Genomic DNA, 20,433 nt, shown 5'->3' with positions numbered 1-20,433 from the left:
CTCTACCCCACCCCCGACCAGCACACCTACAGCCTCACGGCCTGATCAGGAACGTCCCTGCAAAAGAGCCACACCCATCTCCGCTTCCGAGCGGGGCCGCAGCCTCGGCTGGTGGATGCTGCGGCCGTCGGGATGGTCGGGGTAGTGCTCGTCGATGATCTGCGGAACACCCGGGGTGGAGAGGTGGTGGCGCCAAATCTCCGACAGATCACCGGAGTTGGTGCGGGCGGTGATGGAAAGTTCCTCGCCGACCACCCGGCACCACACCCTCGCGCCGGTATAACCCGGCGGGGTCGAGTAGCGCACCGAGTTGAAGCTGATGGTGCGGTCCGAGCCGACCAGCCTCTCCTCGCCCAGCGCGAGCGCGAGCGGCTCGATGGGCAGGATGTGCAGGGTGGTGCGTTCGATGTCCAGGCGGTCGGCGGGTATTTGCCCGGTCGCCCGGTGACGGCGCGAGTTCACCTCATCGCACCAGGTCAGGCAGGCATCGGCGAGCTCGGCGAAGGTGTCGTAGGCGGCCAGCAGATTCGCGCTGGTGGGCACCAGGTCGGCCTTCGCGATACGGACCGTGGCCTCCGCGCCGCCCTTCGATTCAGGATCATAAGGGACGCAGCTGACCACCTGGCAGCCGTAATGCCGGCCCGCGGCGACCATCTGCGGATGACGTACCGGGATCCCGGCGATGTGCTCGACGGTGACCGTCTTCGCGTTGTCGGTCAGGACATACGTCGGCGCTCCGCCGATCCGCCGCAGCGTGGTGTCCAGGCAGGCCACCAAAGTGCCCAACGTGCAGTCCCAGACCGGGATCACGACCCGGAACCGCGACCAGGACAGCCATGCGCAGAACAGCCAGGTCCGTCGGCCGCCGATCCGCGGGCCCTCGCCCCAGTCGAACTGCAGCCACCGGCCCGGCTCGGGAATCCACGGCCGATACGTCCGGCGTTTGCCCGCCTTCCACGCGCTCTTCGACGCGTTCACCGCCCGCCTCGTCGAACGCTCGCTGCCCCGATAGCCCATCTTCACGAGCTTCTCGTGGACCACATCGGCGCGGATCGTCGCCTTCGACTGCTCGACCCACTCCTCGACCTTCTCCCCGAACGCATCGATCATCTTCGGCCGCGGCTCTCGCTCATAAGGATTGCGCCCGCCGTTGCGGGCCTCGACATACCGCTTGACCGTCTTCGGGTCGTGCCCCGTCAAGGCCGCTGCCGACCAGACCGTCCCGGTCAGGTCGTACGCCTCAAGGATTTCCATAATCTCCGTGTCAGACTTCGTCACAGGACCTCTCCGGCCGGTAGCTGATGCGCGCAAACACCAGCAAACGGTCGGAGGGGTCTCCTCCAGTTAAGGAAGTGATCAGGAACACCACTGGTCAGACGGCCGCACACCTGGAATTCCGGGGCTCTTCCAAGATTTTCGTGAAGCCGGTCGTGCTTCTGTGCGCCGGTGACGCTCCGTCACTCGGTGGCGGACGCTCAACGGGTGTACTGAGCTGCTGAAGACGCTGTTGCCGCACCTCAACGGGGTGCTTGTGGAAGGTGTGGTGGTCGAGGAAGGTTTGCTACGCATCGTGGCGAGAAGTCGAGATGATCTCTCGGTCCCGTGCCCGGGGTGTCGGCTGGTTTCGGTGCGACGACACAGTCGGTACGGCCGTCTCCTCGCCGATGGTGCGATCGGCGGGCGATCGGTGGTCATTGCGCTGTCGGTGCGTCGGCTGTTCTGCGACAACGCCGGTTGCCCGCGCGTGACTTTCGCCGAGCAGGTGGCGGACTTGACCTTCCGGTACGGACGTCGGACGCCCGCCCTGCGTCGCATTCTGGAGGCGGTTGGGGTGGTGCTGGCGGGACTGCCTGGGGCCCGCATATCCTCGGTGCTATCTGCGCCGGTCAGCCGGACCACGATGTTGTCGCTGGTCATGGCTCTGCCTGAACCACCGGCCGGAACACCCCGGGTCCTTGGGGTCGATGATTTCGCCCTCAAGAAGGGGCACTGCTACGGCAGTGTCATCGTCGATTGCGAGAGCCACGCGCCGATCGACCTGCTGTCCGACCGGGACGCCGAGACCTTCGCAGCATGGCTCACCGAGCACCCGGGTGTGGAGATCATTTGCAGGGACAGAGCGACGGCATACGCCACTGCGGCCCGCGCCGCAGCCCCCGAAGCCCTGCAGGTCGCGGACCGCTTTCACCTGTGGAAGAACCTCTGCGAAGCCGTCGAGAAGGACATCTCCGCGCACCGATCCTGCCTGCTCAACGCCGCATTCAAGACTGAAGTTTCGGTCCCAGAGGCAGAACCCGAAGCAGAGGAGGCCGCGCCGGAGGGACGCCGTGAGATGCAGCGGCGGGAACGTCATGAGGCGGTCCACGCGCTCTACGACAAGGGGGTGGGCATCTGCACCATCGTCAAGGAGCTGAAGCTGGACTACAAGACGGTCCAGAAGTACGCGCTCGCTGCCCGCGTCGAAGACATACCCGTCAGCGACGGGCACCGTGACACCGCGATCCGCCCGTATCTCTCCTACCTGCACGAACGCTGGAACGAGGGTTGCACCGAAGCCAAGCAGCTCCACGCGGAACTCCGCGAGCAGGGCTATCTCGGCAGTGCCCGGACCGTCCGCCGTCATCTGCAACCACTCCGGGCTGCGGGCCGCAGCGCACCGCTGGTTCCCGACATCCCGACCGTCCGCCAGGCCACCAACCTTCTCACCCGCCACCCCGACACCCTCGACGCCGACCAGGCTCTCACCCGCAAACGGGTGCTGGGCTGCTGCCCCGAAATGGCCGAGGCCGCCGTCCACATCGAGGACTTCGCCAAGATGCTCACCCAGCTCGAAGGGCAACGCCTGCCGGACTGGATCGAAACGGTGCAGGCCAGCGCGTTGACCGCGCTCAGCGGCTTCGCCCGTAACCTGCGCAACGACCTCGACGCTGTCATCCGCGGACTGAGCACGACCTGGAGCTCAGGGGTAGTTGAGGGGCGCGTGACGGACATCAAGGCGATCAAACGGCAAATGGGAGGGCGCGCCGGACTTCCGCTGCTGAGAAAACGCGTCCTGCTCGTCGCCGCCAGTCGACGACCACACAGGGTGACGAGCATGACGGCCGCATAGCCGGCTCACGAAAATCTTGGAAGAGCCACTTTGCCACGGCCGCCGTCAAGGTGCGCCGTGAGTGTGTGCGAGGCCGATCGTGTAGGCGAATCCAGGACCGATCTCGTCCTCGGGAACCAACGGACGCAGCCAGGTGGGCTTGGAGCCACGCGGGGCCTGGACGAACAGGCGGGGCGCTACGGCTGGAGCGTCCATCCCCCCTTCGGCAGTCGGCTCGCGGTTGCCCCTTGTGTGATCAGCGACGAGCCTCCATTATCAGGAATCCTGATACTTTAAGTTTGTAGCGATAGGGTGTAGCCATGTCATTCAGGCCCAGGATCCAGGCCAGAGGGGTTCAGCTGTTGCTCGGCCGAATGATGAGCCGCGTGCACAAGGATCTGCGCTTCACCGACATCCCGAAGCGCACGGAATCCATCCGGGTGGAGACCGGCTCCGGACTGGTGACGTGCACCGTCTACCGCCCGTCGGCCGCCGCCGCAGCCCCTGCCCCCGTGTACGTCAACTTTCACGGCGGCGGGTTCGTGATCACCCGCCCCCAGCAGGACGACCACATCTGCCGCTACATAGCCGCCACGGCCGACTGCGTGGTGATCAACGTGGACTACGCCGTCGCCCCGCAGCGGCCGTACCCCGTACCCGTCACCCAGGCGTACGACGTCACCGCCTGGGTGGCCGAGAACGGCACCGGCAACAACTGGGACGGTTCGCGACTCGCCGTGGGCGGACACAGCGCCGGGGCCAACCTGACCGCCGCGGTCTGCCGCACCGCTCGGGACCGCGGCACCTTCACGCCCCGCCTCCAGATCATCGACTCGGCACCGCTCGACCAGCTCGCCGACCCGGCCACCAAGCAGTCACCCATCGTCAAGCCCCTGCTTACCCCTCAGCTCATGCGGGTCTTCACCGCTGCCTACGTCTCTGATCCTGCCGACCTGGCCCATCCGCTGGTGTCGCCCGGACTGGCCGACGACCTCGCCGGGCTGCCGCCCGCCCTGGTCATCACCGCGGAGAACGATCGCCTGCGCGACGAGGGCGATGCGTACGCCAAGGCCCTGGAAGCTGCCGGCGTTCCGGTCACCCACCGTTGCTTCGAGGGTGTCGACCACTACTTCACCCACACCGGCCCGGTACCGGCCGGGAAGGAAGCCATCGATCTGATGGCCACCACCCTGCGCACGGCACTCACCACCTGACCGCTGACAGGGGCCGACAGTCCTTGTCAACACGCTGCCTTGGTGACACCTATCGTGCTTCGGCTCACCACCGGACCACCGGACTCCACGAGTTCAACGTAACCCTGCCGCTGAGGTTCCTCGCGGCGACGGCCACGGTCCACGGGCGCTCGGCCCATCGCTCACACCTCCAGCACCAACCGCTCTCCTTCCGGTGCACGCGAGACGCAGGGCAGCATGGCGCCGGCCGCACGTTCGGTGGCCGTGAGCCGACGGTCACGGTGATCGACACGGCCATGCGCCACCCGCACCCGGCAGGTGCCGCAGAACCCCTGGCGGCAGGAGAACGGCAGGTCCGGCAGGGCCTCGTAGAGAACATCCAGGGCGGAGCGGTCGTACGGCACCGGCAGAACCCGGCCGGTTTCGCCCAGCTGAAGTTCGAAGGGACGGCCGTCCGTGATCGGGGCCGGGGCGAAACGCTCGAAATGCAGGGCTGACGCGCGGCTACCACCGAACGCGCGCCGAACGCCGTCGATCATGGGCGCGGGCCCGCAGCAGTACACCGCACCCGCCGCCGGACTCAAGCTCAGCAGTTCGGCTGCTTCGGGCACGCCGGACTCCTCGTCAGGACGGATGAAGACCCGGCCAGGGGCGGCGGCCGCGAGTTCGGCCAGCTCTGCCGCGAAGGGCATCGAGCCGCGGCTGCGGCCGGTGTGCACGAGCCTCCAGTCCAGCCCGCGCCGGGCGGCTTCCCGAGCCATCGGCAGGATCGGCGTGATTCCGATGCCGCCCGCGATGAGCAGGATGAACGCTTCGGCGGCGAAGGGGAAGGCGTTCCGGGGTTCGGTGACGGCGACCCGCATACCCTCTCCGAGGGCGTCGTGTACCTCGGCCGAGCCGCCTTGGCCGTTGGCGATGCGGCGCACCGCGATGCGGTACCGGTACCGGTCGGCAGGGTCGCCGCACAGTGAGTACTGCCGCTTGCGGCCGGAGGGCAGGTGCAGTTCGATGTGGGCGCCGGGCTGCCAGGGCGGGAGTATTGCCCCGTCGGGTGCTGCCAGCCGCAGGGAGACGACATCCTCGGCCTCCTGGTGCTTGGTGGCGACCACCAGTTCCCGGATCACGGGCATCTCGGTGGCCGGCGGGCGCCTGGGAAGAGTGCCGCGCCGCGCAAGGCGCGTGACCGCGTGGTCGCTGAAAGCCGCCAGCTTCTGCATGAAGGAGTCGCCGCGCGGCGTGCCGTACAGGTCCGGCGGCCGAGTAACGGGTGTGCTGATGTCCATGGGAGACCTTGCCGGTTGCTGGGTCATTGGGCAGCCGCTCGGGCAGCGGGGGACGCCGCCAGGTAGGCGACCGCCTGCTGGGTCGAGCCCTCCTGGGTCGGGTGGTAGCCGGGGCGGAAGTAACGCAGCACCGAGCGGGAGAACGAGCCCGGCGGGGGCAACAGGTCCTTGCGGGCCGCGGCCAGGTAGTCGCGGAAGCGGACCTTGACCCGGTCGTCGAGTTCGGGGTCGGCGCTCATCAGGAACCGGACTCCGCGGATCCACAGCCGGGTCAGCACCGGCGCGGTGACGAGCATGCCGACCACTCGGCGCCGGTACCGGGGATCGAGGTGCACCAGCAGGTCGAACGCGACCGAACGGTGTTCGACCTCCTCCGCGCCGTGCCAGCGGAACAGATCGAGCATCGCAGGGTCCGCGCCGGTCTGGTCCAGGTGCCCGTTGCTGAGAATCCAGTGACCCATGTACGCGGTGAAGTGCTCGAAGGCCGCTATGAGGGCGAGCCGCTGGAGCAGGTGCGCGTGTGCGGCGGCCGGCGTCAGCTCCGGCCGGTCCCCGAGCACCCTTCGGAAGATCCATTCGGACTGCAGGACGTACGGAGTGGGGTCCAGCCCCTTGGTGAGGAGGTGCTCCAGGACCTCCTGGTGCGCCTCGGCGTGCATCGCTTCCTGGCCGATGAAGCCGCGTACGTCCTCGCGTAGCCGGTCATCGGTGATCAGTGGCAGTGCCTGTTCGAAGGTGCGCACGAACCAGCGTTCGAGTTCGGGGAGCATGAGGTGGAGCACATCGAAGGTGTGGGTCGCGAAGGGCTCACCCGGCAGCCAGTGCAGCGGGGTGGTGCTCCAGTCGAAGGTGACGTCCCGGGGTTGCAGCACCAGGTCATGGTGGTCGATGGGTTCGGACCGACGCTCCGGGTGGGCATGTGCGGCTCGGAACATGACAGGTACCTCCATCAGCGATGGGTGTGGGGGAGGGGCGGTCAGGCAGTCGTCCAGTACCGCCGATGTGTCGGGCTGTCAGGTCGGGTGCGCGGTGTGGCCCGGATCGCGGCGGGAGCCGTCTTCGACGCGGAGGGCGAATTCCGCGATCCGGGTCGCGACCTCCTCGGGGTGGCTGAGCTGTACCCAGTGCCCGGCGTTGATCGGGCGTCGTTGTATCCGGCGCGTCCAGTGCTCCACTCCGTACGACAGGACCGGGGTGACGCAGAAGTCGCGGGTGGGGATGATGAGTTGAACCGGGACGGTGGTCCGCCGGTCCCGGGGACGCAGCAGGCGGGGCAGCATGTTGGCGCGATACAGCGCGATGCCCTTCACGGCGTCGCGGGCCAGCGTCGGCGCGGGGTAGGGGGTGGGGCCGGGCACGCCTTGGGAGCCGGTGAGGAAGGCGCGCCAGCGGTGTCCCAGTGCTCTCCAGGTCAGGGCGGGCAGCAGCGGGAGATGGAAGTAGGTGATGTACCAGGACCGTGCGGCCTGCCGCAGCATCTTCGGCAGGTCCGGATGCCGTGGCCGAAGGCGGGCCCGGATCAGGTGGCCGACGTGGTCCAGGCAGGGTCCGGAGATAGAGGTGAACGAGGCGATCCGCCCGGCCAGGCGGGTGCCGGTGACCGACTCCCAGGAGTGGATAGATCCCCAGTCGTGTCCGACCAGGTGCACCGGGCGGTCGGGGCTCACGGCGTCGAGAACCGCGTCCAGGTCGGCTTCCAGGCGGGACATCCGGTAGGCGCGCAGCCCCCTGGGCCGGTGGGAGGCGCCGGCTCCCCGCACGTCGAAGGCGGTGACGTGGAATTGGTCGGCCAGGCGCTCGGCGATCGGGCGCCACACGGCGCTGGTGTCCGGATAGCCGTGGACCAGCACCACCGCGGGAGCCGTGGACGCTCCCCATTGGTAGGCGGCCAACTCCCCGCCGTCCGCGGCGATCCGGCGGGCGGCCGGGCCGGTCACCGGTCACCACCGGCAGGGGTCAACTCGCCGTAGTTCAGACCGCCGTGGAAGAAGCTGGGCAGCACCGGCCACTGCCGTTTGAAGGGGGCCAGCTCCGAGGAGGGCAGGATCTGCAGCCAGCGCGGATCGCGTCGTCTGGGGTCGGCGAGGGTCTTCTCCTTGACCATGGAGTCGTACTGGTCGAGTGAGTCCTCCAGGGTGTTGGCGTTGGGCACCACCTCATGGCCGTGGAACGCGGCGTGGCGGCGAACCCCGGGGATGCGGGAGAGTTCGGGCTGCCAGTTGTCGGCCGAGATGCCGTTCTCGGAGGAGACCCACACTCCGTCGGGGGTGTTCAGCACCAGGGAGTGGTTGCCGTCCGTGTGGCCGGGGGTCCACAGCAGGCTGACGCCGACGCCGAGTTCGACATCGCCATCGAAGGCGGTGACGCGCTCGGCCGGTACCCCGTCCATGCCTCCGTCGACGTACCAGGCCCACTGCATCGGATGCACTGCTTCGAAGGTGCCTAGCTCCCTGCGGTGCACCAGCAGCCTGGCGCGCGGGAACAGGGCTTCGCGGGGTGCTCGTTCGCCGGGAATGATGCTGGTACTTCCCATGATCATGCGCACGTCCTGGACGTGCAGGTGGTCGAAGCTGACGTAGTCCACGTCCTCGGGTCGCAGACCGCAGGAGGGCAGGACGGTGTTCGGGTCGTGGTAGTAGCGGGCGAAGACGTGCTCGGTGAGGAAGTCCCCCGCCAGCCGCTTGAGCTGGGCGTAGAACGGCGCTTGAGTCGTTCCGGCGGCGACGGTCGGCTCCCACACCAGTGTTTTCGGCTCACCGTCGAAGCCGTCGAACTGCACGACGAGCATCCGGTTGACGATGCTCACGAACGGGTTGACGGCGAGCGCGGCGCCGTGGAAGCCGAACCGGGTCGGGTACGGGGCGGCGGCGATGTCGAAACTGCGGACGGCCTGGATGCGGCCCTGCTGGACGAACCGTTCACGGTAGGTGGCCGCGGCGCTGCGCACGGCGCGCAGCCGGTCACCGCGGGGCCATACGTCGTGGACACCTTCGAATTCGGGGATGGGACGCAAAGCGGCGGCGGCATGGGCCTTCTTCGCGCTGGGCGCCGGCTTGGGCGTGGTGGTCACGGGCTCATCCTTCGGGATGGCGGGCGGTCCGGGTGCGTTGCTCGTAGGCCGCGCGGACCGACCGGTCGGACAGGGCGGCGAGCTGGTCGGGGACAAGGAGGTGGTGCAGGGCGTCGCGGGCACGGCCCGGCAGCAGCGCGGCCAGCCGGGTCAGGGCGGCCACCTGGCGGGGAACGAAGACCTCGAACCGCGGGCGCAGCACGACGTCGAGCACCGCGTTGGCCACCTGATCCGTCGTCAGGCACCGGGTGGGGCCGGTCGCGGTGCCCACGGCCAGCTCGGTGTCCACGACGCCGGGCATCACCAGGGACACGTGCACGCCGGTGCCGCGCAGTTCGGCGCGGACGGCTGTGCTGTATCCGTGGAGGGCGTGCTTCGTCGCCGCGTAGGTCGCCTCGCCGGCCGGGGCGACCTTGCTGGCGGCGGAGGCGATGTTCACCACGTGCCCGCGACCGCGTTTCCGCATCCCTGGGATCACCAGTTTCATCCCGCGTAGTACGCCGTGGACGTTGACGTCGAACTGGCGCAGGGCGGCTTCCTCCGGTTCCTCCTCGAAGGGGCCCACCCACATGATTCCGGCGTTGTTGATCAGTACGTCGATCGGCCCCAGCTGGGTCTCGACGGTGCGCAGGAAGTCATTGAAGGAAGGAGTGTCGGTGACGTCGAGAGACAGCCCGAGCAGTCGGCCACCGGGACGCGCGCCGATGGCACCGGCCGTCTCCCTGGCAAGCTCCGCGTCGAGATCGCCGATCGCCACTGCGGCTCCGGCCGCGGCGAGCCGGGCTGCGACGGCACGCCCGATTCCGCGGCCCGCCCCGGTGACCGCGATCACTCGGCCGGTCAGCGGTTGTGTCCGGGGGAGCCTGTCGCGGTCTCTTCGGCTGAACGTGTACGGGTTCCTGGGCGGTGCTGCCACGGTCGAGCCCCTTTCTTGCTCTGAGCATGAGCGGAACGCCGAGCGGCCCCCACACATGTCTGACACGAAGCCATGTCAGATGAACTGACAAGCTAGAGTGTCAGTTCAGAGCACACCGGTGTCAACACCTCTGTGAAGGGGAAAAATGACCGGCACGCAGACCGCCGGGCGCCGCTACGGCGGACGCGATGCGGCGCAACGACAGCAGGAGCGCCGCACCCGCCTCATCCAGGCGGGCCTCGACATGTTCGGCACGGCCGGATACGCCTCAGCCTCCGTCAAGCAGGTGTGCTCCCATGCCGGACTGACCGAGCGCTACTTCTACGAGTCGTTCCGCGACCGCGAAGACCTACTCGCCGGGGTCTACAACGAACTGATCGCCACGATCACAGCCGAAACCGCGCAGGCTGCAGTCGCTGCCGCACCCGATGTCGACGCCCAACTGCGCGCCGGCCTCGAGGTGTTCATCCGCACACTGACCGGAGACGCCCGCAAGGCCCGCCTGGTACTCATCGAGGTCGTGGGCGCCAGCCCCCGCCTCGAAGTGCGCCGCCGTGAGGTCCTGCACGAATTCGCCGCACTGATCGCCGCCGTCGTCGCACCGCCCCCGGGATCGGAAGTCTCCTCCAACCGGCTCTCCATGACCACGATGAGCCTGGTCGGCGGAGTCAACGAACTCCTCGTGGACTGGACACTCGGCCACCAGAACGCCACCGTCGAAGAACTGATCGACCTGTGCTACACCCTGTTCATCGCGGCCTACCGAGCCATCAGCGATCAGTCCTGATCACGCGGGCCCGGATTCTTCAGGAGCTTCTGCACCGGACGGCAGCCCACACCCCTGCTCACCGGCCCGGCGCACTCGGCGGCCCTGGTTCGATCAGGCAGGCCGACGAGAAAGATTGCCCAGTGAATGCAGGTGCGGCGCACCTGCCGGCTATCGACTGTCGGACGGGTTCCATAGCCATCATCCATCCGGAAGCCGGCCTGGGTTTCGTCGGGCTTGACGACAGCGGTCCCGACGCCGGTCCGGCGGTGATCACCGGCTACAAGGCCGCCCGGAACCGGCCGCTGACGCGCGGGGAGAAGCTGTCCAACAAGGTCCTTGCCGCAGTACGGGGTCCGGTCGAGCACGGGTGCCCACCTGAAGAACTGGTGCGTACTCGGCACGGTACGCACCGACCCGAAGTCGGCGACCGCCCTGGTGAGGGCTCTGCTGGTCCTGACGAATCGTGAAGTCTCCCGGTGATCGACGATCTTCGCCGCAGCGTGACGGGCGCCGATGGTGCCGGGTCGCCGCCCGCCGCCGAGGGGGCGTTTTCTGACCCCGTCCTGTGCGTGAACCGGACCGATCCCCTGGCGTCGCCTCCTGCTCGACTACCCGCACAACGGCACACGGTAAGGTAGGTTATAGGTCGACCACTAACGCAGGAGTAAAAATGACAGTCAAGGAAGACGACGCCGCCCGCCGCGCCGCTGCCCAGCACGCCGTGGCCGAGCACCTGCGCCTCACCGCTGCCGGACACACCGAGGAGTGGGTGAAACTGTTCGCCCCGGACGCGGTGCTCGAGTTCCCGTACGCGCCGGCCGGCGTGCCCCAGCGGGTAACGGGGCGAGACGCACTGCGCGCGCACATGAGTAACTTTCCCGACACCTTTGACGTGGAGTTCGTCGACCTGGTGTTCCATGAGACGGTCGATCCGAGTCTGGTGATCGCCGAATTCCGCTCGAAGGGCACGGCGCTGCCGACCGGCAAGCCGTACGAACAGACGTGCATCTCCGTCGTCCGGACCGATGACGACGCGCGCATCACCCACTACCTGGACTACTGGAACCCGCTGGTGGCGATCGAGGCGCTCACGCCCCACGACGTGCCGTCCGGCTCCGACCGCAGCGTGGCTTTTGGAGGCTGAGAGGAGCCGTGTTTGACTGACGCCCATGCCTGCCGCCGGTACCAGCACGAAGAGCGACGAACGACGTCGGGCCATCGTGGCCGCCGCGGTCGACTGCTTCGCGCAAAAGGGTTTCTACGGTACGACGACGCACGAGATCGCAGACTGGGTCGGCATCTCTCAGCCGTATCTCTACCGCCTGTACCCGAACAAGGAAGCACTGTTCGCGGCGGTGGTCGACCACGTGTCCGTCGTCATGACCGACACGCTGGTCGCTCACTCGCCGACCTCGGGTGGGGCCGGGCCGGCGCCCGAGGCGGCATTGGACGCGGCGCGCGGCGCCTACGCCGCGCTCGTCGCGGACCGGAACATCCTGCGTTTCCTCATGCACGCGAACTGTGCCGCCGGCGAGCCGCTGGTGGAGCAGGCCGTGCGCCGGTGCTACGCCAAGCAGGTTGACACCGTTCGGCAGCTGCTGGGCGACGACGAGGCCGTGCGGCGCTGGTTCGGCGCCGGAATGCTCGACAACGTGGTGGCCGTGCTAGGTCTGGCCGACATCGATGAGCCGTGGGCGCACGTCCTCACCGCTCGATGACCCGACACTGGCAGTTCGGCGCCGACGGTCCCGAGTCCTCCTCGTAGGCCAACTCGGCCGATGGAACTCGGCTTCTTCAGCCGCGGGCGAGCTTCGTCCGGGTCAGCCTCCCGGGCGGGTATCGGGGCGACGGCCGCGGCGGCCTCCGCCGCGGCCCGGTCCTGCTCGGCCAGCCGGTTCAGGACCCGGCGATCACGAGCTCCTCTCTCTCGGCCTGGACCTCTTGCAGCTGCTTGGCCAACTGCGCAGCGAGCGTGTCCAGTTCACTGCGGCGAGCCGTGATCCGCTCCAGCTCCCTCATCCCCACCCTCCCACGCTCTCCCGGCGTACCGACCCGGCCCTGCCCGGCCACGGATCGTAGGAGCGGCACAGCGGTCGGCGCAGCACAAACCGAGGACCGCTCCGAACGACATGTCAGACGATCTTCGCCGTGGACACCGGCCGACGGCCAGCGCGAGTAGTTCTCCCGACCCTCACACCAGATCCGTGACCAGCAACTTCACGATGCACACCACTCAGTGGGCTGCCCACGGCGCGGTAGGCCGCTCGTGCCCGTCATCCTTTTGCCCACGCTCTCGAACGCCAGGCGGACGTCTTCCGTGCTCCGCGTCAAGGCGGTGGCGATCGCCTTCTCGCCCGGGAGGAGTCGGAAGAGGTACAGCTGCGTGACACCGGCACGCTTGGCAATCGCCTCGGCAGGGGTGTCGTAGTAGCCCTTGAGCGCCAACTCGCGATCGCGACGCGGAGATGGCGCTGTCGTGTTTCTCCTGCCTGCTCATCCGGCGCGTGCCGCCCTGCCGGCGGGCGCCGGTCAGCTCAACCTGAAGCAGGCTGGTGACGCGGCCCGGGAGCAGCTCCGTGCTTGAGCTTGCGCATTGGAAACCGACCGGTTTACAGTGAAATCAAGGGGAAACCGATCGGTTTCCCAGGCGAGTTCAGGAATGCAAGCCCGCCTTCCGTGACACGGTCAAGCGGCTCGACGGCACCATCGTGCTGGGCATTGCCGGGCTTCGCGTCATCTGTGAAGGGGGGAGATGTGGCTTCGGATGCGGAAGCGGCCGACGCTTGCGTCATCGGCTGGTGCCAGGTGAACTGCTACGGGGCCGGCAAAGGTGTATCCCTGCTCTGCTGCGTGGCGGCGGACTTGAGCCGCGAGGTGCCCTGCTACCTGGGCACTGTCATCGGTGAGTTGTCGGTGGGATTCCGGCGGGAGTTCGATGACGAAGGTGTTGGGTACCAGGGTGCGGCGACGGTCCAGGATCAGGGCGCGGTCGTCGCACTCGCGTCGGAGTATCCCGACCACCTCGGCCTGCTTCCTCTGGCGGGGGACCAGCGACTGCCACACGGTGGTGGACCATCGCTCCATGGTGTGTTCGAGGCCGGCAAGGAATCTCATCTGGTTCCGCTGCCCTGCGGAATGCGGGGCACACGCACCCATACGGGTGTCGGGTCAGAGGGTGCCCGGAGCACGCGGCAGCCGCATGGAGCCGGGCTGGCTTGAGCAGTACTGCTTGCGGGCGCTCGTTGGTCCGCATGGGGTGCCGACGCGCAGGGGCCGATTGTGACGGTCCTTAGTACGCCGGCCGGATGGAGGTGCGATGTCCACGCAGACCCATCGCCTGACCATCGCCGAGCTTGCCAGCAGCGACGACATCGCGGTCCTGCGGGTCAGTGGCGAACTCGACCACACCTGCGAGGAGTTCTTCCTTCGCACCCTCGGTGCCAGCGTCGACGCCGGGCATCGCTCCCTGGCGCTGGACGTGACGGCTCTCGTCTTCTGTGATTCGCGGGGGCTCAACTGTCTGCTCGCCGTCCGCTGGCTGCTGGAACGCAGGAACGGCAAGATCCTTCTGGCCGGGGCGGGGCGCCGCTTGACGGAGCTGCTGGTGCAAACGGGCAGCATTGAGCTGTTGCCTGTTTGGCCAACGGTCGGCCAGGCGCTCAGGGAGCTGCCCGCGGCCCATCGCCCCGCCTGGCCTCCCCAGCCGCACTGTGACGGGCCGCCGTGATCTCCGGGAGTCACCGCAGCCGCCTGCACCTTCGGCCCGGATCCGTGCACTCGAACAGGCCCGCATGTCGCGGGGCAGCTGGGTGAAGATGTCGGCTGGTCGTACGCCCTGGTCCGCCTCTTGGGCGACGGCACGCTCCCGCGCCGCCCTCTGGCCCTGCTGCGCCGGGTGTTCGCGGTGCCGCAGACGGTGGCGGAGACGGCGGAGAGCCTGGTGCGGTCCTGGCGTACGCCCACCGGCAAGTAGGGCGCGGAGTGGGAGCAAGCCCAAGCGGTGCGCACCGTGATCGACGCGTTCGGCAGTCAGTTCGTTAGCCAGAAGCGCTGGTGGCCTTCTGCGCGCCGCCGGTACTGCAGTCCGGACTGAGCCGTTGACGCTGAGCACTTGATCCTTGGGAGGGTCACCGGTCACCCGGTCGGTGTCGGTGCCCTCGGGCTACGGGTGAGGAGAGCGCTCACGGTCTTGCTTCCGCCCCGTCGCTGTGCGAGGCCGATTATCTCGCTGTCGAGCTCACGGAAATCTGTGTTGGCCGGAGTAGACATTGGGTGGTGGTGTGGTTATGGTTTCTCTCGTAGCCGAGATCGAGCAGGGCCCGGCAGACATGAACTGCCGGGCAGCAGTACGCAGTTGCAGTACCGCAGGACGGTGCGGTGGTGGAGTTCCGAAGCCAGGGTTGTTGCAGGACGGCGACGGGGCTGACGGCCGGACCGGGTGGCCCGCAGTGATCAGGGGCCGCCGTGAGCAGGACCGCAGTTGATGCAAGTGCAGGACCCGTAGATGCAGTACGCAGGACCCAGCAGCGAAGTAGGAGAGCAGCACCTCGGTGAAGGCGTCGGCTGCGGGCGCGCGTGCCGGGAGGTTCGGCAGTGGGGTTCTAAGCCAGAGCAGACGCAGGACGGGCGACGGGGCTGGCTGCCGAAGAGTGGCGCTCACTGAGGCCACCAGCGGTTCGTATCACCAGCAGTACAGAGCAGTTTGCAGGACCAGCAGTACGCAGTGCCCGTTGGCAAGTGTTGGTCAAGAGGGAAGAACGGAGGAGCCGAGCGCCATCAGGATCGCCCGGGCGGAAATGCTGAGCCCGGGTACCGCAGGACATCGATAGTGAGGTGGTCTCCGGTCAGGCAACCGCGATCCCCGCACGGCCCGTCCTCTCCCGGGTGGGCGTGCGGAAACAGAAGGCCGGCGCAGTACCAGGGTCGGCAGATGGTGTAGCAGTTCCTTCGGGGCCTTGGTGCCATACGGCACCAAGGCCCCTCCACGCGTTGTGCAGAGAGGTGCGATGACAGCAGACGACTCGTTCAGCCGGCTCGATGACGACGACTACCCCGCCTACACGATGGGCCGGGCCGCCGAGATGCTCGGCACCACCCAGGGCTTCCTGCGCGCCCTCGGCGAAGCCCGCCTGATCACCCCGCTGCGCTCCGCGGGCGGCCACCGCCGCTACTCCCGCTACCAGCTGCGCATCGCGGCCCGCGCCCGCGAACTCGTCGACCAGGGTACCCCGATCGAGGCCGCCTGCCGCATCGTCATCCTCGAAGACCAGCTCGAAGAAGCCCAGCGCATCAACGCCGAACACCGCCGTGCCGCCGAATCGGCCACCCCGACGAACGCAGCCTGAAGAGGCTGGACACCGCCGGCCTCTTGGGCGCGATCCGTCAGTGGAGCGAGGGCCGTTGAACCATCGGCCAGACAGGCGATGGACTGTCCTGACCCATCACGCGCGGGTGCTGGCAGCCATCGCACGTGAGCCGAGCGCGCGGCTGCGGGATCTGGCTGTTTCCTGCGAGATCACCGAGCGCGCCGTCCAGGCTGTCATGGCCGACCTCGAGGAAGGCGGCTACCTGCGCCGGGGACGGGTCGGACGGCGCAATCAGCACACCCTCAGCCTTGACCGGCCGTTCCGCCACCCGGCCGAAGCCAGACTCTGCGTCCGTGCTCTCGTGGAACTCGCTGCCGGCCAAGCGGACCGACACCGTGGCGACATACAGGTCCCTCATTGACCCGCCTCGCGAATCCGTCTGCCACCGACATCCTCGACCGGGACGACGAGCAGGCCATCTGCCCGCGCGTCGTGATGAGTACGTCCTAGACCAAGCGGCATGACGATCACCACGTGAGTGGTGAAGACTGGATAGGTGCTCGTGAAACGGGCCCAGGCGGCCGTGATCCGGGACCGTTCCAGGAATCTGCTGCGTTCTGCGGACATGGTGATCGCCGAAGCACGCCGCCGGGCCGCAAGCGGCGAACCGGTCATCGTCACGGTCGGAGCCGTTACCGGGGCGGCGTGCCAGCACTATGGGCTCTTCGCGGAGCGCGAAGAGGCAGCTGCCGCCCTCCGTCAGCGCTATGAGGTCGCCGACTGCCGACTGGACTGCATGACCGACGCTTTCAGCTGACTGCCTCCTGGCGAGTGCTTGATGCCGGAGGCCTCACCGAGTCCGACGTGTTCCGGCACCCGGCGTGCGCAGGGGTGGCGCGCTTGCTGTTCGGACGCCCTGGATGCGGGTCCAGCGCGAGGGGGTCGCGCTGGACGAGACACGAGGTGGCCATCTGAGCGCGTGTCGAGTACGAGGAGCAGCGACGGCGGGGCGACGCAGGTGGTTGATCTGCTGCCGGGCACCCATAGAGCAACCAATGGTTGCGCATGCGGGAGGAATGCCCTACGGTAATACGCAACCAAAGGTTGCACGATGAGGGAGTGGGATGGAATACGGCAGCATCGAACGGGAGATCCACATCGAGGCGACGCCTGAGGTGGTCTACGAGGTCATCAGCAGGCCCGAACACCTGCGGGAGTGGTGGCCGGACGAGGCGGAGCTCGAGCCGGTGCCCGGCGCCACCGGGGTCATCTCATTTGGCGACAGGACTACGCCGGAGGCGCAGGTCGTACCAGTCACGGTGGTGGAGGCCGACCCGCCCCGGCGGTTCTCGTTCCGGTGGGTGTACGACGAGGGTGAGGCCGCGACGTCTGCCAACTCGCTCCTGGTGACCTTCGAACTGGTCCCGTCGGGTGCGGGCACGCTGCTGCGCTTCACCGAGGCGGGCTTTCGGGAGAAGGGCTGGGAGGCGGCCGTGCTCGAGGAGCAGTACCGCGAGCACGTCACCGGGTGGGACTACTTCCTGCCCCGCCTCGTCACGTACGTCGTTCGGCTGGTGTCGACGCCATGAGCATCACCATCGACGACGAGCTCTGGTCGGCGGTGGGGGACCCCGTCCGGAGGCGGATGCTCGACCTGCTGCTGGCGGGCGGCGGGACGGCGACCACGCTGAGTGAGCATCTGCCGGTCACGCGGCAGGCGGTCGCCAAACACCTTGGCGTACTCGGCCGGGTCGGGCTGGTCCATGTCACGCCATCCGGACGCGAGCGCCTCTACGAGGTGGACGAGGCCCAGCTCGCCCGCGCGGTCGCGCAGTTGTCGTCGGTCGGGGCCACCTGGGACGCCCGGCTGCGTCGCATCAAGCAGATCGCCGAAGCAATCCAGCGAAGCCAGGAGGGCTGACCCCTCACGAAACGAACGTCGCCGCATCCGTGGCGGCGCTGATGAACCACGCCCGAATGCGGGCGCCTACACGGGAATGAGGTATCGAGATGGTGGACATCCTGCACAGGATCGGCGTCACGTCGTCTCCCGACGCTGTCTACGCAGCCTTGACCACGGTCGATGGGCTGGCGAGCTGGTGGACGCAGGACACGGACGGCGACGGCAGTGTCGGGGGAGTAATCCGGTTCCGTTTCGAGCCCGGCGGGTTCGACATGAAGGTCCTGGAGGCTCGACCCGCCGAGCGCGTGCTCTGGGAGGTCATCGACGGCCCCGAGGAGTGGATCGGCACGCAGATCCGCTTCGAGCTCAAGGAGGAGGACGGCTTCACGATCGTGTTGTTCCGGCACGAAGGCTGGAAGGAGCCGGTGGAGTTCATGTACCACTGCAGCACCAAGTGGGCGACCTTCCTGATGAGCCTCAAGAAGCTCGTCGAAACCGGCGAGGGAGAGCCGGCGCCGCACGACGTCAAGATCAGCAACTGGCACTAGGCAATGCCCGGCCCTGGCGGAGGCGAGGTTCCCGTACGGGAACCTCGCCGCTTGGTTGGCGCAATGCCCGGTTCTGGCGGAGGCGTACCGCGGCGGGGTGGCGGCTTCGCCGGGCAGGGCGAGGATGACCAGGATGTGGCCCAGGTAGAGGGTCCCGGACATCGTGCCGACGGCGATGACCGGAGTTGCCGGCCGCCGCAGCCACGGCAGGCGGTCCATCGCCACCGTCACGCACACGAGCACGGTGATCGCGGTCCCGGTGCCGCCGATGAGGTCGAGCGTGGAACCGGTGTGAGGCGTGGCGGTCGGCAACTCCCATGTGTCAGGGCCCCACAGGTCACCGCCGACCGGCATGTCGAAGGCTCCCGGTTCCAGGCCCGCGTCATTCATGGCACCGGGGTCCGTCGTGCCAGGCATCCCGGCCATGCCCCTCCGAGCGTCGCCGGACCGGAGCACCAGCCACGAGACGCCGTATCCGAACCCGATCAGCGCGGGACCGACCGCGGCCAGCCGCCGCTGCACCGCTCCGGAGGTTGGATCCAGCCGGTCCAACGCCATGCCGGTGACCTCGAACATCATCCAGGTGATCGCCGGGTAGAGGCTGGTGAGCAGGAAGTCGAGCACGCCCACGCCGGAGACTCGCGATCGGGTCGTGCGAGTCGATGGTGCTCACGATCGACTTGGTGAGCAGTGCCCTGAGGCCGAACGCCAGCTGCGGCGTGACAGCCGCGAGCACGACCACGATGATCGCGAGCGTCCTGCCCCGCATCCCCAGCAGGGGCAGGGCAGGGAGAAGGACAGCAGGAAGTACAGCGCGTAGAAGTTGAGGATTCCGGCGCCGCCGAAGTTCGTCATCGCCGACGCGCTGCCCAGCACCAGCAGGATCAGGGCCCGGATCACGATTCAGCCCCTCGCCTGCCTACCGGCCAGTCCGGTCTTCGGCTGATGCGGCAGTTCGCCCTGGAGTGAGTGGTCGCTGCCATGGGCGGGAGTCGGTCTCGAAAACCGGCGTCACGCGCTCCATGGCTGATTGGCCACCGCCCATCGTGGTGAGCTGGCGGGCGACCGCGACGGCGTGTCCGCCGCTCACTGGAGAGTCCACGACATGAGCGCCGTGGGCGGCGGCCAGCTGCGCGAGTTCGCGGGCGGCCTGCGGCAGACCGGTGCCATGATTGACCAGCACAGCGCCGTGGTGCATGCTCCGCAGCCGTCTGCCTCGGTCGGCGACCTCAACGGTGTCGGAATCCTCGCTCAGGCACAGTGCGACTACCCCGCTCGCCGCGGCGAGTTCGGCGACCGTCTCATGCGCGGTGTCGCGAGTAGCCGTCAAGCACTTTGAGGGACTGCGGACGACGGGCCCAGACATGGAGCGGGAAGCCGCCATCAGAAGGCGTGCCGGCCGTCGGCGCAGGGCGCTACCAGGCGATGGTCCCCTTGGCGTCGAAGAACCCACCCGTGGGGCCGTCAGGGCCGACCTGCGCCATCCGCACGATGATCTCCGCCCCCTCCTCGACAGTCTGGTGACCGGCGTGGTGGTTGAGGTCGGTAGCGGTGAATCCCGGGTCCACAGCGTTGATCCTCACGTCGGGGTAGGCCTTCGAGTACTGGACCGTGAGCATGTTGACTGCGGCCTTCGAGGACGGGTAGGCGATGTCGGGATAGAAGTGTGCCGGCGAGTTCGGGTCCACGAGTTCACGCATGAGCGAAGCCCCGCTGCTGACGTTGACCACGACAGGGGCGGCGGAACGCTGCAGCAGAGGCAGAAACGCATGGAGCATCCGGACCTGGCCGAACACATTGGTCTCGAACACGGTCCGCACCGAATCGGCGTTCACCTCAGCGGGGGGCACGAAACCGCCGTCCGCCGTACGCGGTTCGATGCCGGCGTTGTTGACCAGAATGTCGAGCCCGCCGTCGGCTTCGATGGTCTTTGCCGCGGCAGCGACCGAGACGTCGTCGGTGACATCGAGTTGGACGAAGCGCGCGCCCAACTGGTCTGCGGCGCCGCGGCCCCGTTCGAGGTGCCGGGCACCGATGTAGACCGTGTGACCTGCGGCCACGAGCTGGCGGGCGGTCTCGAACCCGAGCCCCTTGTTCGCACCGGTGATGAGCGTTGTCGTCATGGCTTTGTTCTCCTGCCGTACGAGATGAGCGGAATCAGCAGCGTGCACGCAGCGAAGAGGATCTCGCGCCGTCCTACTCAGGCACCTTTCGAAATACTTGCAACAAAGAAGACCATCGCCTGGTGAGGGTCGCATTCCACTGAACTTTGGGGCGATTGCAGTCCATGAGAACAGCCGCGACGCCAGGCCGCATTTCAGCCAATGGCGGCGACCCGTTGAGCATGGTCCAGATTC

Annotated in this window: 25 protein-coding genes; 13 read left to right on the top strand and 12 right to left on the bottom strand. The window is 67.9% G+C overall.

Translation table 11 applies throughout. From position 1 onward, the window contains the following. Positions 1-45: 45 nt before the first annotated feature. A complete protein-coding gene (gene istA, locus O3Q52_RS06900; RefSeq protein ID WP_269647899.1) occupies positions 46-1,278 on the bottom strand; it encodes an IS21 family transposase in 1,233 nt (410 codons plus the stop codon). 229 nt (positions 1,279-1,507) lie between these two features. Here istA and O3Q52_RS06895 point away from each other — a divergent pair, with 229 nt between their 5' ends. Both O3Q52_RS06895 and O3Q52_RS06890 read left to right on the top strand, forming a co-directional pair. Further along, complete coding sequence (locus tag O3Q52_RS06895; protein WP_269647898.1) at positions 1,508-3,109, top strand: ISL3 family transposase; 1,602 nt, start codon at positions 1,508-1,510, stop codon at positions 3,107-3,109. 299 nt (positions 3,110-3,408) lie between these two features. Further along, complete coding sequence (locus O3Q52_RS06890) at positions 3,409-4,302, top strand: alpha/beta hydrolase (RefSeq protein ID WP_269647897.1); 894 nt, start codon at positions 3,409-3,411, stop codon at positions 4,300-4,302. A gap of 161 nt (positions 4,303-4,463) precedes the next feature. On the opposite strand, the gene O3Q52_RS06885 is transcribed toward O3Q52_RS06890, so the two are convergent. The 5 genes from O3Q52_RS06885 to O3Q52_RS06865 form a co-directional block, all read right to left on the bottom strand. Next, positions 4,464-5,564 (bottom strand): PDR/VanB family oxidoreductase, encoded by a 1,101-nt coding sequence (locus tag O3Q52_RS06885; protein ID WP_269647896.1) that lies wholly within the window; start codon positions 5,562-5,564, stop codon positions 4,464-4,466. A 23-nt stretch (positions 5,565-5,587) separates the two neighbouring features. After that, a complete protein-coding gene (locus O3Q52_RS06880; protein ID WP_269647895.1) occupies positions 5,588-6,499 on the bottom strand; it encodes a metal-dependent hydrolase in 912 nt (303 codons plus the stop codon). Positions 6,500-6,577: 78 nt separating this feature from the next. Next, positions 6,578-7,501: an alpha/beta fold hydrolase gene (locus O3Q52_RS06875; protein WP_269647894.1), complete on the bottom strand. Its 924-nt coding sequence runs from the start codon at positions 7,499-7,501 to the stop codon at positions 6,578-6,580. Continuing rightward, positions 7,498-8,634 carry a hypothetical protein gene (locus O3Q52_RS06870; protein ID WP_269647893.1) on the bottom strand — a complete coding sequence of 379 codons (1,137 nt, stop codon included), beginning with the start codon at positions 8,632-8,634 and terminating at the stop codon, positions 7,498-7,500. Before O3Q52_RS06870 ends, O3Q52_RS06875 begins: the two co-directional genes overlap by 4 nt. A 4-nt stretch (positions 8,635-8,638) precedes the next feature. Continuing rightward, positions 8,639-9,550, bottom strand: coding sequence for an SDR family oxidoreductase (locus tag O3Q52_RS06865; protein WP_269647892.1), 912 nt, complete (start codon positions 9,548-9,550; stop codon positions 8,639-8,641). A gap of 145 nt (positions 9,551-9,695) precedes the next feature. Here O3Q52_RS06865 and O3Q52_RS06860 point away from each other — a divergent pair, with 145 nt between their 5' ends. Then, on the top strand, positions 9,696-10,337 hold the full coding sequence (locus O3Q52_RS06860) for a TetR/AcrR family transcriptional regulator (protein WP_269647891.1): 642 nt from the start codon (positions 9,696-9,698) through the stop codon (positions 10,335-10,337). Here O3Q52_RS06860 and O3Q52_RS06855 read toward each other — a convergent pair. Further along, entirely contained in the window at positions 10,328-10,684 is a 357-nt protein-coding gene (locus O3Q52_RS06855; protein ID WP_269647890.1) for a hypothetical protein, read from the bottom strand. The genes O3Q52_RS06860 and O3Q52_RS06855 overlap by 10 nt on opposite strands. Before the next feature lie 305 nt (positions 10,685-10,989). Here O3Q52_RS06855 and O3Q52_RS06850 point away from each other — a divergent pair, with 305 nt between their 5' ends. After that, complete coding sequence (locus O3Q52_RS06850) at positions 10,990-11,463, top strand: nuclear transport factor 2 family protein (protein WP_269647889.1); 474 nt, start codon at positions 10,990-10,992, stop codon at positions 11,461-11,463. 25 nt (positions 11,464-11,488) lie between these two features. Then, positions 11,489-12,037 (top strand): TetR/AcrR family transcriptional regulator, encoded by a 549-nt coding sequence (locus O3Q52_RS06845; RefSeq protein ID WP_269647888.1) that lies wholly within the window; start codon positions 11,489-11,491, stop codon positions 12,035-12,037. Between the two features lie 178 nt (positions 12,038-12,215). Here the strand turns inward: O3Q52_RS06845 and O3Q52_RS06840 are convergent, their stop codons facing one another. Together O3Q52_RS06840 and O3Q52_RS54360 are read right to left on the bottom strand one after the other, a co-directional pair. Continuing rightward, on the bottom strand, positions 12,216-12,338 hold the full coding sequence (locus tag O3Q52_RS06840; RefSeq protein ID WP_269647887.1) for a hypothetical protein: 123 nt from the start codon (positions 12,336-12,338) through the stop codon (positions 12,216-12,218). 714 nt (positions 12,339-13,052) lie between these two features. Continuing rightward, on the bottom strand, positions 13,053-13,433 hold the full coding sequence (locus O3Q52_RS54360; protein WP_369124163.1) for a DUF3662 domain-containing protein: 381 nt from the start codon (positions 13,431-13,433) through the stop codon (positions 13,053-13,055). A 202-nt stretch (positions 13,434-13,635) separates the two neighbouring features. Here O3Q52_RS54360 and O3Q52_RS06835 point away from each other — a divergent pair, with 202 nt between their 5' ends. The 3 genes from O3Q52_RS06835 to O3Q52_RS06825 all read left to right on the top strand — a co-directional run bounded on the left by O3Q52_RS06835 (position 13,636) and on the right by O3Q52_RS06825 (position 15,664). Further along, positions 13,636-14,046, top strand: coding sequence for an STAS domain-containing protein (locus O3Q52_RS06835; RefSeq protein WP_269647886.1), 411 nt, complete (start codon positions 13,636-13,638; stop codon positions 14,044-14,046). Between the two features lie 120 nt (positions 14,047-14,166). Beyond that, positions 14,167-14,292 (top strand): hypothetical protein, encoded by a 126-nt coding sequence (locus tag O3Q52_RS06830; protein WP_269647885.1) that lies wholly within the window; start codon positions 14,167-14,169, stop codon positions 14,290-14,292. Positions 14,293-15,325: 1,033 nt separating this feature from the next. Further along, positions 15,326-15,664, top strand: coding sequence for a MerR family transcriptional regulator (locus O3Q52_RS06825; protein ID WP_269647884.1), 339 nt, complete (start codon positions 15,326-15,328; stop codon positions 15,662-15,664). 37 nt (positions 15,665-15,701) lie between these two features. Here O3Q52_RS06825 and O3Q52_RS06820 read toward each other — a convergent pair whose 3' ends face one another. Next, positions 15,702-16,043 carry a hypothetical protein gene (locus O3Q52_RS06820; protein WP_269647883.1) on the bottom strand — a complete coding sequence of 114 codons (342 nt, stop codon included), beginning with the start codon at positions 16,041-16,043 and terminating at the stop codon, positions 15,702-15,704. A gap of 138 nt (positions 16,044-16,181) precedes the next feature. Between O3Q52_RS06820 and O3Q52_RS06815 the strand changes: the two genes are divergently transcribed. The 5 genes from O3Q52_RS06815 to O3Q52_RS06795 all read left to right on the top strand — a co-directional run bounded on the left by O3Q52_RS06815 (position 16,182) and on the right by O3Q52_RS06795 (position 18,674). Further along, positions 16,182-16,442: a hypothetical protein gene (locus tag O3Q52_RS06815; protein ID WP_269647882.1), complete on the top strand. Its 261-nt coding sequence runs from the start codon at positions 16,182-16,184 to the stop codon at positions 16,440-16,442. A gap of 307 nt (positions 16,443-16,749) precedes the next feature. Further along, positions 16,750-17,214 (top strand): SRPBCC family protein, encoded by a 465-nt coding sequence (locus tag O3Q52_RS06810; RefSeq protein ID WP_269647881.1) that lies wholly within the window; start codon positions 16,750-16,752, stop codon positions 17,212-17,214. After that, entirely contained in the window at positions 17,211-17,546 is a 336-nt protein-coding gene (locus tag O3Q52_RS06805; protein WP_269647880.1) for a metalloregulator ArsR/SmtB family transcription factor, read from the top strand. Before O3Q52_RS06810 ends, O3Q52_RS06805 begins: the two co-directional genes overlap by 4 nt. A gap of 89 nt (positions 17,547-17,635) precedes the next feature. After that, positions 17,636-18,076: an SRPBCC domain-containing protein gene (locus O3Q52_RS06800; protein WP_269647879.1), complete on the top strand. Its 441-nt coding sequence runs from the start codon at positions 17,636-17,638 to the stop codon at positions 18,074-18,076. A gap of 424 nt (positions 18,077-18,500) precedes the next feature. Further along, positions 18,501-18,674, top strand: a complete 174-nt coding sequence (locus O3Q52_RS06795; RefSeq protein ID WP_269647878.1) for a hypothetical protein — start codon at positions 18,501-18,503, stop codon at positions 18,672-18,674. A gap of 321 nt (positions 18,675-18,995) precedes the next feature. Here the strand turns inward: O3Q52_RS06795 and O3Q52_RS54355 are convergent, their stop codons facing one another. Then, positions 18,996-19,442 carry an NAD(P)-binding domain-containing protein gene (locus O3Q52_RS54355; protein ID WP_369124162.1) on the bottom strand — a complete coding sequence of 149 codons (447 nt, stop codon included), beginning with the start codon at positions 19,440-19,442 and terminating at the stop codon, positions 18,996-18,998. Between the two features lie 49 nt (positions 19,443-19,491). Further along, positions 19,492-20,199, bottom strand: a complete 708-nt coding sequence (locus tag O3Q52_RS06785; RefSeq protein ID WP_269647876.1) for an SDR family NAD(P)-dependent oxidoreductase — start codon at positions 20,197-20,199, stop codon at positions 19,492-19,494. Between the last annotated feature and the right edge of the window lie 234 nt (positions 20,200-20,433).

This window comes from Streptomyces sp. ActVer (assembly GCF_027270795.1).
In the GTDB taxonomy this organism is placed as follows: domain Bacteria; phylum Actinomycetota; class Actinomycetes; order Streptomycetales; family Streptomycetaceae; genus Streptomyces; species Streptomyces umbrinus_A.
This window is presented reverse-complemented; position numbering and strand designations above follow the sequence as displayed.